The organism is Kitasatospora sp. NPDC059088, from assembly GCF_042738155.1.
Taxonomy (GTDB): domain Bacteria; phylum Actinomycetota; class Actinomycetes; order Streptomycetales; family Streptomycetaceae; genus Kitasatospora.
In genome coordinates, this window is sequence record NZ_JBHYGR010000116.1 from 20,265 (window position 1) to 30,401 (window position 10,137).

Consider the following 10,137-nt stretch of genomic DNA (forward strand, 5'->3'; position numbering starts at 1 on the left):
TTGCTGTGGGCGTGTTATACCTCAGCCGGCTTATACTCCCCGTCGCGGGGGGGCCGGCGGCGGCCCCGCGCCCACTTCGTCAGCGTCTCCGGCTACGTCAACACCCCGCTGGAGTTCACCGAGGGCCGCCCGCTCGGCTCGGTGTTCCTGGACCCGGGCGCGCTGCGGGACGAGCTCGCCGCCTTCGCGCTCGCCTGCGTCCGGGCGCTCGGCCTGGAGACCGGCTGCTTCCACCTGGAGGTGATCCGCCGGCCGAGCGGCGAACCGGTCTTCCTGGAGGTCGGCATGCGCCCGGGCGGCGCCGAGGTGCCCTTCGTCCACCGGGAGGTGCACGGCATCGACCTGATGGCGGAGACCTTCCGCACGGTGCTCGGCCTCCCGCTGGAGTCGGCCGGCCGCGGCTTCGAGCACGCCAGCGCCGGCTGGGTCGTCATGCCCGAGCCCGCGGTCCGGCCCGCCCGGGTGCTGGACCGCACCCCGATGACGGGCGTGGTGCCGCAGGTGTACGCCGAGGTGCTGCCCGAGCCCGGCGCCGTGTACGACGGCACCGGCGGCTACTTCCACGTCCCCGGCCGCTTCCGGCTGACCGGACCGGACGAGCGGAGCGTACGGGCCGCGGCCCGCCGGATCATGGCCGAGTACCGGCTCGACGTCGAACCGGTCCGACCGTGACCGCCCTGACCCCCGTGACCGCCCTGACCCCCGTGACCGCCCTGACTCCCGTGAGCCCCGTGGCCCCCGTGACCCCCGACCCCGTGCCAGTGGAGGACAGCACCCGATGACCCCGCAGCGACGACACGACCCCGAGCTCCGCGCCTTCGCCAGCGACAACTACGCCGGCGTCCACCCCGAGGTGCTGGCGGCGATCGCCGTCGCCAACGGCGGCCACCAGGTCAGCTACGGCGAGGACGTCTACACCGAGCACCTCCAGGAGGTGTTCCGCGGCCACTTCGGCCCGTCCGCCGAGGTGTTCCCGGTGTTCAACGGCACCGGCGCCAACGTGGTCGCGCTGCAGGCCATGATGGACCGCCGGGACGCCCTGGTCTGCGCCGAGAGCGCGCACGTCAACGTGGACGAGGGCGGTGCGCCGGAGGTGATGGCCGGCCTCAAGCTGCACACCGTCCCGGCCTGGGACGGCAAGCTCACTCCCGAGCTGATCGACCGCCAGGCCTACGGCTTCGACAACGAGCACCGGGCCCGCCCCGCCGTCGTCTCGATCGCCCAGTCCACCGAGGTCGGCACCTGCTACACGCCCGAGGAGATCCGGGCGATCTGCGACCACGCGCACGGCCTGGGCATGAAGGTCTACCTCGACGGCGCCCGACTGGCCAACGCCGCCGCCACCCTGGGCGTCCCGATGCGGGCCTTCACCACCGACGCCGGCGTGGACGCCTTCTCCCTCGGCGGCACCAAGAACGGCCTGCTGCTCGGCGAGGCGATCGTGGTGCTGAACCGGGAGGCCGTCCAGGGCATGCGCTACCTGCGCAAGACCTCGATGCAGCTGGCCTCCAAGATGCGCTTCGTCTCCGTCCAGTTCGAGGCCCTCCTGGGCACCGACCTCTGGCTGCGCAGCGCCTCCCACGCCAACGCGATGACCCAGCGGCTGTTCACGGCCGTCCGGGACCTGCCCGGCATCCGGATCGACCGCCCGGTGCAGGCCAACCAGATCTTCGCCGTGCTGCCGCCGGCCGCCACCGAGGCCCTGCAGAAGCGCTTCCGCTTCTACACCTGGGACGTGCAGAGCGGCGAGGTCCGCTGGATGACCTCCTTCGACACCACCGAGGCCGACGTCGACGCCTTCGCCGCCGCGATCGCCGAGGAACTCGCCGCAGCGCTCTGACCGGCCTGCCGCGCCGACGCGAACGGCCCCGCCCCCGAACCCGGGAGCGGGGCCGTGCCGTCCTGCCGTCCAGCCGTCCGCCCGCGCGCGGGGTGCGGGCCGGCCGGGGTCGACTAGCGGTAGTTCACGTACTGGACCGCGAAGTCCAGGTCCTTGCCCTTGAGCAGGGCCTGGACGGCCTGGAGGTCGTCGCGGCTCTTGGAGCTGACGCGCAGCTCGTCGCCCTGGACCTGGGCCTTGACGCCCTTCGGGCCCTCGTCCCGGATGATCTTCGCGACCTTCTTGGCATCCTCCGTGGTGATGCCTTCCTTGATGTCCGCGAAGATCTTGTACTCCTTGCCGGACAGCTGCGGCTCACCGGCGTCCAGCGCCTTCAACGACAGGCCGCGCTTGACGAACTTCGTCTGCAGCACGTCCAGGATGGCGCGCACGCGCTCCTCGCCGTTGGCCTTCATCTCGATCTTCTCGCCGGAGCGGCTGATCTCGCCGCCCACGCCCTTGAAGTCGAAGCGGGTGGCGATCTCACGGGAGGTCTGGTTGATCGCGTTGTCGACCTCCTGCCACTCGACCTTCGAGACGATGTCGAAACTGGAGTCGGCCATGGGTGTTGGTCTCCTTGATGCTCTGGCTTCACTGACACGGCCCGCCCCACCGGGCGCCCGCCGCCCAAGCCTATCCAGCGTCACCCCGGCCCCGCCCGTGACCGCCGCGCGGCGGTCCTCGATCGTCGGGTGATCTACCGAGTGGCGTAGCACCCCCCCGGATCAGGTATGGTTTACCACGTCGAACGGGGCCGAGAAGCCCCGCGAGACACCATCCTGGCTGGTTGCCCGAGCGGCCAAAGGGAGCAGACTGTAAATCTGTCGCGCAAGCTACGCAGGTTCGAACCCTGCACCAGCCACAGGATAGAAAAGGGCCCGTGACCTGCGGAAACGCAGATCGCGGGCCCTTTCTCGTGCCTGTCACGCAAACGGTCGAACGCAGGTCGAAATGACCGGGTTGTCTCGCCCTGTCTCACCTCCTGACCAGCGCGTGTGGGACATCTGTGGGACGGCTCCGGGCGGATCTGTGGTCAGTCCCACTCGCTCAGCCCCTCGGCGATCCGGCTGTTCGCGGCCTCCATCGCGCCGTCGAGGCACTTCGCGTAGACGCGCAGCAGCACGGCGATGCTGTGTCCGGCTCGCCGGGCGCATTCTGCAGGGTCCACGCCGGAGCGCAGCCAGAGCGAGATCCCCGCGTGCCGGAGGTCGTAGGGGCGCTTGGCCAACGGCGAGGAGGTCTGTTCGGGCGTGAGGGCCTTCTCTCGCGCGCGCTGCCAGACGACGCCATAGCCGCTTTCCTGCACCATGCCGCCGCGCGAGGTGCGGAACAGCCGGCCGTCCGGTGCTACGCCGTGAGCGGCGATGTGATCACGAAGCATCGCCACGTAGAGCGGAGGGATCGGAACGGGCCTGGTGTCCTTTTCGGGCCTCCACTTGAGACCCCGGTCGTCGTGCGGCTTGCCACTGTCCGTCCAGGAGCTGCCCACGCGCGGACGGGTCCTGCCGAGGGTCACCATGCCCCACGTGCCGCCGGGCGGGAGGTAGCAGTTCGCATCCCGGAGGAAGACGGCTTCGGCCGGCCGCATGCCCGCGTGATACATCCCGCCGAAGAACGCTTCGAGGTGCTGACCCCGGCGACCCTGGCCGCGAACGGCGGCCAGCAAGTCCCGGAGCTGTCGGGGATTGGCCACCACGGCCGGGTCCACCTCCTCGACGGCGCTGGGCGCCGTCCACTGAACCAGTTTGAGCGGGTTGTGGGGGAGGCGCCTGGCCTCGACGGCGTACCCGAGAGCGTTGTGGAAGATGTTCTTCTTACGGATCACGCTCGAAGGTGCGGCCTTGGAGCCATCCAGGTTCTTGGCGAACGCCACGAGCACCCGGCGGATCACCATGGGGTCGTCGAGCTGGCTCATCGGCAGGGAATGGCGCTCGACCCACTCCAGAGCCTTCCGAACCTGCTCCGGAGGCTCCTGCGCCCAGCGGTTCATGTTGAACGCCCAGCTGTAGAGGGCGGTCCGCAGCTCACGGACGGGAGGCATGCCCACCCGAGACGTCACCAGCTGGGGCGTGGCGACGGCCAGCATGTCCGCGTGCGTCGTGCGCGTCTTCGCCGGAGAGGCTGGCCACTTCATCTCCACGTAGTCACGGGCGTGCGTGTACCAGCTCACGTCGTCCCGGGCGCGTACCGCCGACATCGGCAGGCCCGAGATCTCGTCGAAGGGCTCCCCGGCGTTGACGGCGGTCAGGAGCTTGGCGCGCTCGCCGTCGGCTAGCGTCTTGGTCTTGAAGGTGGTCGAGAAGGGCGTACTGCCGACCTTCCACCTCAGCTCGAACGTGTTGGGGCCTGAGCGCTGATTCTCCCGGATCGCCCAGATCCGGACCTTGAACGTGGGCTTGGGCAACTTCGGAACTCCTTGGAGGGGAGGGCCCCGGCGGCCCGCCGGGGCCCGGATGGGCGAGCGTCAGGCGGCGGTCTGCTCCAGGTCGGCCAGCCACGCGTCGAGGTCTGCGCGACGGCACCGGATGTGCCCGTTCGGCAGCTTGATCAGCCGAGGACCGTGTCCCCGGGCGCGCATCCGGTAGAAGGCGGGGCGGGACATGTCCAGTTCGCGGAGCACGTCGGGCAGCTTGAGCATCACGGGCTCGGCCATGGTCGGTCTCTCCTCGATTCAGTTCTACGGAGCTGTCCGGACAGGACAGTTGGCGGTGGGTGTCCGGTCGGCTGTCCGGCCTGTTTCCGCTGCTCAGGCGGCACGGCAGGACAGCCGGACAGGCCGGACAGTTCAGGTGTCGGGCAGGGTGTCCGGCGAGAACGGCGGCGCGTACGCGCCGCCAGGGGAGCGGTGGAGCTGGCCGTCCTTGGCCATCCGAGAACAGGTGCGGCGGACCAGGTCGACGTCGGTGTCGGTGGCGGCGGCGATGTCCAGGGGTTTGCTGCCGGGATGGGTGCGAAGGTGGGCGAGGATCTTGGAGCGGGTGTCGCCGATGGTGTGGTCGCTGGCGGGGCCGTCGAGGAGGTGCCAGCTGCCGGTGTCGGGCTGGAACTCGAGGGCGTGTTCGTTCTCGTCGACGTCGCGGCCAGTGATGTGCAGGACGCCGTCGGCCTTGCCGCGGGAGCGTTTGAGGACGAGGGTGGCGTCGGCGGCGCCGGCGAGGCCGTTGGTGCCGGAGACCTCGGCGAGGAAGTCGTCGGACGCCATCTTGCGGACGTGGTGGACGAGGATCGTCGCCACCGAGTGCCGGTCGGCAACTTGCTTGATGTAGCCGATGGCGGCGTAGTCGGCGTCGTAGGCGGCCACGCCGGGCGCCGAGTTGCCGCGGACCTTGGCGAAGACGTCGATGACGATCAGGCGGGCGCCGGGATTCTGGGTGAGCCAGCGGTCGAGGGCGTCGGCGCCGCCCTGGGGCAGGGGCGGGAACTCGGTGACGAGGGTCAGCGCCTTGGGTGCCTGGCGTCCGGCGAGGAGTTTGCCCATGCGGGTCTTGAGGCGGCGCGGCGTGTCCTCCAGAGCGAGGTAGAGGACGGGGCCCGCCTCGACCTCGACGCGGCCGAAGGCGGGACGGCCGGCGGCGACGTCGAGGCCGAGGCCGAGGGAGAGCCAGGACTTGCCGACCTTGGGCGGTCCGGCGAGGAGGCTGACGCCCTCGGCGAAGAACCCGGGGACGGCCCAGCGGGGCTCGGGGAAGTCAGTGGCCATGAGGTCGGCCGCCGTCCACACCGTGCGGGGCCTGGGCGCGGCTGCGGGCGGCTCGACGGCCGCCTGCGGCGTGGGGGTGGGAGCGATCCAGGGGTCGGTGCCAGGGTCGGGCTCGTCCTGCCATGGGGCTTCGTCGTCGCCGACGACGCGCAGCCTTGGGCCGGGGGTCAGGTCGCGTGGGTCGGCTGGGCGGGTCACGCGGCCACCGTGCGGGGGCGGTGGGCGCCGGCGCGCAGTCCGGAGGTGATGGTGCGGGCGGCCCTGGCGGGGGCGTGGTGGACGCGGGCGGCGGCGTCCATGAGCCAGCCGGTGACGTCGGCCTCGGTCAGCTCGCCGCCGGCGACGAACTGGCCGAGGGCGACGGCGGATCGGTAGATGGCGTCGTTGTGGTGGTCGGACGCGTCGGTGATGGTGGCGAGCTGTCGGTCGACGGCGGCTTTGAGGTAGGCGGTGCGCCGGTCGACGCCAGTCAGTGGCACCGTGACGGGGCGCTGCGGGGGCAGCGGGGCCGGGAGAAGCAGCGGGAGGAGCCAGACGGGCAGCGAGGCCACGGGGACGTCCTGGACGGCCGTGTAGGCGCCCTTGGGGGTGGTGCTGCCGACGGCGACGACGAGGCCGCCGCCCGCGCGGGTGTCGATCTTCCAGCCGAGGCCGCGTCCCTTGTCGCCGCTGGTGTTGCGCAGGTTCGCGCCGGGCGGTGCGGCGAAGTACAGGTGGGTGCTGCCGCTGGGGCTGACGGCGGTGAACGTCTGGTCGGGGTAGGACTGGCCGTACTGCTCGCAGACGGCGGCGAACACGTCGTGTCCGCTGGTGATGCCATCCCTGGCCCAGTGCTCGGGCGGCAGGTCGTCGGGGCTCTTGGGCATGTCGAGGTCGACGACGAGCAGTCCCGAGGGGCCACAGGCGATGCCGACGTTGTAGGGCCCGGTGCTCCAGCAGCGGCGGACGCGGTCGGGGTCGAGCGTGGCGCGCCCCTCCCAGTCCTTGACGGCGGGGCGCTTGGTGCCGGGGATGAGCGGGAACACGTAGTGGCCGCGTGCAGTGGCGTCGAGCGCGGCGCTCAGCAGCGGGGAAGCGGTCATGGCGGTGGCCCTTCGGCAGGGCCCCGGGGCGGTCGGTGCGGATCGCCCCGGGGCAGATGGTCAGGTGATGGGGCCCAGGTCGGCGGGCAGCTGGCCGTCGACCTCGGCGCGCGGCTCGGGCGGCATCAGGGCATCGACGGCGGCGCGGTGGCGGTGGTCGGTGTCGGGGCAGATGCAGCGCTGGTCGGCGGTGACGAGCCAGCCGCAGCCGCGGGCGTGGTCGGCGGCGATCTGGGTGGTGTCGAAGAGCGGGATGACGCAGTCGTCGGTGTCCTCGTCGCCGCACACGTCGGAGCTGACGATGTGGAAGGTGATGGAGCGGATCGACACGGGGGCTCCTAGGCGGCCTTGAGGTGGCAGGCGGCGGTGGCGGTGGTGAGGGTGTCGGCCCAGACGGTGCGCAGGGCGGTGCGGTCGTAGCGGTCGCGGACGGGGGTCTCAGGCTTGTGGTCGGGAAGGTGGATGGGCATGTGGAGGCCGAGGAAGTCGGGGCCGGCGGCGACGAGCAGGGGCTTGCCGGGTCCGGTGGACCAGGTGGTGAGCGGCTGGTGGTTCTCGGCGGCCTTCGCCCAGCGGGCGAGGAACTCGGGGCGGTAGCAGGCTTCGGTGTCCTGGTAGGGCTCGGCAGCGAGGGCGGTGGCGAACAGCGGGCGCCACTTGGGGAAGTTCTTGGCCTGGCGGGCGTTCGCGGACAGGTTCAGCGAGCGGGTGCCGTCGCTGAGGGTGAGCAGGCCTTCGGGAGTGCGGGTGCAGCCGCGGTGGTGGGCGAGGGTGAGGTCGGCGGGGCGGTTGCGGGTGGGGAAGAGGGCCCGCAGGGCGGTCAGGTCGGGGCGAGCGATGAACGCCTTCCACGGTTCGGTCTCGGCGGCCTCGCGGCGGGTGAGGGCGAAGGTGTAGCGGTCGGTGGCGGCGGCGAACAGGTGGGTGCCGTCGGCCTCCAGGTAGATGCCGTGGATGGGCGGCAGGGTGTTGTCGGGGCTGATGTGCGGGGTGAGCTGGCGGACGATGCGCGGCAGGTCGGCGAGCGTGACGGACATTCGGGTTCTCCCTCGGGTCAGAACAGGGCGTCCGGTTCGGCGGACGGGGCGGCGTCGAGGTGGGCCGCGCGGGCGGCGCGGGTGGTGGCGTCGAGGCAGGCCGGGCACCAGGCGGCGAGCGAGGTCTTGGGCAGGGCGGCGGCCCGGTGCGGGGGCAGGGTGAGGTCGGCGGGCTCGGCGGGGGCGGCGGCCAGACGGATGGGGCCGGTGCCGTGGCGGTGGCCGTAGCCGCCGTGGAGGGCGGGGCAGCGTCCGCGATCCTTGGCGTGGCTCTTGCCACAGGTGCCGCGGCATTGGCAGCGTCCGGCGGCGGCGGCCAGGACGGCCCGCCACAGGCCGCCGGTGTCGCCGAGCGGCGGGGTGCGGCCGGTCACGAGGCCCACCCCGTGGCCAGGTCGTCGCCGGTGATGGCCTCGACCAGGGCGGAGACCAGGAGTTCGGCGACGTTGGAGGTTACGGCGTTGCCGAACTGGCGGACCTTCTCCCGCTTGTTCCCGACGACCACGTAGTCGCGGGCGAAGGTCATCGCGGCGCCGATCTCGTGCGGTTCCAGCATCCTGAACAGCACCTCGTCGACGTCCGCCTCGCCGTGGTGACCGCCGGCGGCGAGGCCGTAGCGGTCGCGGGTGGTCAGGGTGCCGACCGGCTCGCCGACGGGCCGGGCGCTGCTGTTGCCGTAGTAGGGCGTCAGCAGGGCCGACCAGTCGACCGCCGCGGAGGCGGGCGGCAGGGACAGGCCGTGGTGGTTGCCGGAGGCGGTGACGGTGGCGAGGGTGTCCAGGACGGGACGGGCGTCGGAGCCGCCGCCTCGCAGTTCGGCGATGAACGGCAGCCAGGCCAGGCCGGTCTCGTTGCGGGCGGTCTGGGTGCGCATCGGCTCCCCGACCTGTCCGGCGGCCTTGCCGTCGCGGCCCTCGGTGGGCACCAGCAGCGGCGGAATGGCCAGGCCGTCGTTCTCGCGGGTGGTTCGGGTCGGCGCCGGGACGGTGACCGGGGTCGCCTCGGTGCGCCAGGTGCCGCCGGCCGGGGCCAGCAGCGGAGCGCCGTACTTGCGGATCCCGGCGCGGATCCGCTCGACGGTGGCCTCGGCGTACGGCGTGAAGGTCTTGGTGGGCTTGCCGTCGCCGATCCGGCGCCCGGCCAGCGACCAGTCGATGATGCTCGCGGCCGGGACGACGGGCGGCTCGACGATCGCGTTGCGGCAGGCGACGTGAGGGCAGCGGTAGACGTACTGCTGGCGGTAGCGGCCCATGTCGGCGCCGGGCCGCTTGAACGCCTGCACGGCGCGCACCGCCTTGTCGCAGCCCGTGCACCACGCCATGGGACGGATCCACTTGTCCCAGTCCGGGTCGCGGCCCAGGTCGGTACGCCAGTAGGCGAGGTAGAGGCGGTCGCGGGACTGCGGGGCGACGGGGATGACCGAGGGGCGGGCGTGCATGGAGTTCAGGGCGATCAGGCGGGTGCGGTAGCCGAGGGAGCGGATGTCGCCGACCCACGCGGTCCACAGGTCCCAGGCGCGCACGTCGATGACGTTCTCGACGATCCCGGCGAGCACCGGTTTGCCGCGCGCGGCCGTGGCCTCCAGGTAGCGGGGAACGTCCCACATCAGGGCGCGGGAGCGGTCGGTGGCGGCGTCCGGGAGGGTCTCGCCGAACAGGTCGGGCTGCTTGTCGAAGTCGCGGCGCTTGCCGCGGGCGTTGGACCACTTCGGGCACTCGGGGGAGGCCCAGAACAGGTCGGCGGCGGGGAAGGCGGCGACGTCGGTGTCGTGGAGGTCGCCGAGGAAGTGGTCGGCCTGGGGGAAGTTCGCGGAGTGGCTCGCGATGGCCTTGTCCCAGTGGTTCGCGGCGAGGACGGGGGTGACGCCGGGGACGGCGGCGGCGCCGGTGCTGCTGCCGCCGGCGCCGCAGAAGAAGTCGATGTAGGTCAGGCCCACGGCTGGTCCTCCCAGGTGGTGAGGTGGAACAGGTCGAGGACGTTGAGGGGCAGGGCCTCGACGGTGCCGTGCTCGTCCTGGGCGAGGACGGTGGGCGGCTGGGTGGTGCGGGCGAGGATGCCGAGCGCGCGCGCCGGGGCGTCGTCCTCGTCGACGTCGGGCCGAAGGGCCCAGATCTGGCCGGGGGCGGCGAGTGCGAGCGGGTCGCCCGCCTCGATGCGCTCGTGGGCCAGGCGCAGGGCGGCGGCCATGGTCAGACTGTCCAACTCGGCGACCTGGCGGGCAAGTTGGCGAGCATGGGTGGCGGTGCGGTCGGGGCCGGCCACGCGCAGGAGGACGTTCACCGGGCGCCTCCGAGGAGGTCCGTGACGAGGTGGGCGTGGGCGTTGGCGTGGGGGGGGGGGGGGGGGGCGGGGGGGCGGGGGTCGGCTCGCCTCGTAGCGGGCGGGCGGGCCCCGCCGCCCGCGCACGCGGGCGGTCTGTGACTCAACAAGACACTCAAC

The 10,137-nt window shown here is 72.3% G+C and carries 11 protein-coding genes, 1 tRNA gene and 1 pseudogene; 3 read left to right on the plus strand and 10 right to left on the minus strand.

The features are described 5' to 3' along the window. Together ACFWXO_RS35370 and ACFWXO_RS35375 are read left to right on the plus strand one after the other, a co-directional pair. Window positions 1–672 (plus strand): annotated as a pseudogene (locus tag ACFWXO_RS35370) (hypothetical protein); the annotation flags it as partial. Window positions 673–778: 106 nt separating this feature from the next. Further along, window positions 779–1,840 carry a threonine aldolase family protein gene (locus ACFWXO_RS35375; protein ID WP_380398980.1) on the plus strand — a complete coding sequence of 354 codons (1,062 nt, stop codon included), beginning with the start codon at window positions 779–781 and terminating at the stop codon, window positions 1,838–1,840. A gap of 113 nt (window positions 1,841–1,953) precedes the next feature. Here ACFWXO_RS35375 and ACFWXO_RS35380 read toward each other — a convergent pair whose 3' ends face one another. Continuing rightward, complete coding sequence (locus ACFWXO_RS35380; RefSeq protein ID WP_375881954.1) at window positions 1,954–2,442, minus strand: YajQ family cyclic di-GMP-binding protein; 489 nt, start codon at window positions 2,440–2,442, stop codon at window positions 1,954–1,956. Window positions 2,443–2,660: 218 nt separating this feature from the next. On the opposite strand from ACFWXO_RS35380, the gene ACFWXO_RS35385 reads away from it, so the two are divergent. Further along, window positions 2,661–2,741, plus strand: a tRNA-Tyr gene (locus ACFWXO_RS35385). 171 nt (window positions 2,742–2,912) lie between these two features. Here the strand turns inward: ACFWXO_RS35385 and ACFWXO_RS35390 are convergent. The 9 genes from ACFWXO_RS35390 to ACFWXO_RS35430 form a co-directional block, all read right to left on the minus strand. Beyond that, window positions 2,913–4,283: a tyrosine-type recombinase/integrase gene (locus ACFWXO_RS35390; RefSeq protein ID WP_380529225.1), complete on the minus strand. Its 1,371-nt coding sequence runs from the start codon at window positions 4,281–4,283 to the stop codon at window positions 2,913–2,915. Between the two features lie 60 nt (window positions 4,284–4,343). Beyond that, complete coding sequence (locus ACFWXO_RS35395) at window positions 4,344–4,532, minus strand: helix-turn-helix transcriptional regulator (RefSeq protein ID WP_380529227.1); 189 nt, start codon at window positions 4,530–4,532, stop codon at window positions 4,344–4,346. Between the two features lie 132 nt (window positions 4,533–4,664). Beyond that, complete coding sequence (locus tag ACFWXO_RS35400; RefSeq protein WP_380529229.1) at window positions 4,665–5,777, minus strand: AAA family ATPase; 1,113 nt, start codon at window positions 5,775–5,777, stop codon at window positions 4,665–4,667. After that, complete coding sequence (locus ACFWXO_RS35405; protein ID WP_380529231.1) at window positions 5,774–6,661, minus strand: bifunctional DNA primase/polymerase; 888 nt, start codon at window positions 6,659–6,661, stop codon at window positions 5,774–5,776. The genes ACFWXO_RS35400 and ACFWXO_RS35405 overlap by 4 nt, the downstream gene beginning before the upstream one ends. A 60-nt stretch (window positions 6,662–6,721) precedes the next feature. Then, window positions 6,722–6,991, minus strand: a complete 270-nt coding sequence (locus ACFWXO_RS35410) for a hypothetical protein (RefSeq protein ID WP_380529233.1) — start codon at window positions 6,989–6,991, stop codon at window positions 6,722–6,724. A gap of 8 nt (window positions 6,992–6,999) precedes the next feature. After that, a complete protein-coding gene (locus ACFWXO_RS35415; RefSeq protein ID WP_380529235.1) occupies window positions 7,000–7,698 on the minus strand; it encodes a hypothetical protein in 699 nt (232 codons plus the stop codon). Window positions 7,699–7,715: 17 nt separating this feature from the next. Continuing rightward, window positions 7,716–8,072, minus strand: a complete 357-nt coding sequence (locus ACFWXO_RS35420; protein WP_380529237.1) for a hypothetical protein — start codon at window positions 8,070–8,072, stop codon at window positions 7,716–7,718. Beyond that, window positions 8,069–9,634, minus strand: a complete 1,566-nt coding sequence (locus ACFWXO_RS35425; RefSeq protein WP_380529239.1) for a DNA cytosine methyltransferase — start codon at window positions 9,632–9,634, stop codon at window positions 8,069–8,071. Before ACFWXO_RS35425 ends, ACFWXO_RS35420 begins: the two co-directional genes overlap by 4 nt. Continuing rightward, a complete protein-coding gene (locus ACFWXO_RS35430) occupies window positions 9,625–9,978 on the minus strand; it encodes a hypothetical protein (RefSeq protein ID WP_380529241.1) in 354 nt (117 codons plus the stop codon). The genes ACFWXO_RS35425 and ACFWXO_RS35430 overlap by 10 nt, the downstream gene beginning before the upstream one ends. Between the last annotated feature and the right edge of the window lie 159 nt (window positions 9,979–10,137).

What these genes read in the sequence shown, in the direction of transcription:
- ACFWXO_RS35405 (WP_380529231.1), bottom strand. Translation starts at nt 6,661, where the DNA reads ATGACCGCTTCCCCGCTGCTGAGCGCCGCGCTCGACGCCACTGCACGC.
- ACFWXO_RS35395 (WP_380529227.1), bottom strand. Translation starts at nt 4,532, where the DNA reads ATGGCCGAGCCCGTGATGCTCAAGCTGCCCGACGTGCTCCGCGAACTG.
- ACFWXO_RS35415 (WP_380529235.1), bottom strand. Translation starts at nt 7,698, where the DNA reads ATGTCCGTCACGCTCGCCGACCTGCCGCGCATCGTCCGCCAGCTCACC.
- ACFWXO_RS35375 (WP_380398980.1), top strand. Translation starts at nt 779, where the DNA reads ATGACCCCGCAGCGACGACACGACCCCGAGCTCCGCGCCTTCGCCAGC.
- ACFWXO_RS35380 (WP_375881954.1), bottom strand. Translation starts at nt 2,442, where the DNA reads ATGGCCGACTCCAGTTTCGACATCGTCTCGAAGGTCGAGTGGCAGGAG.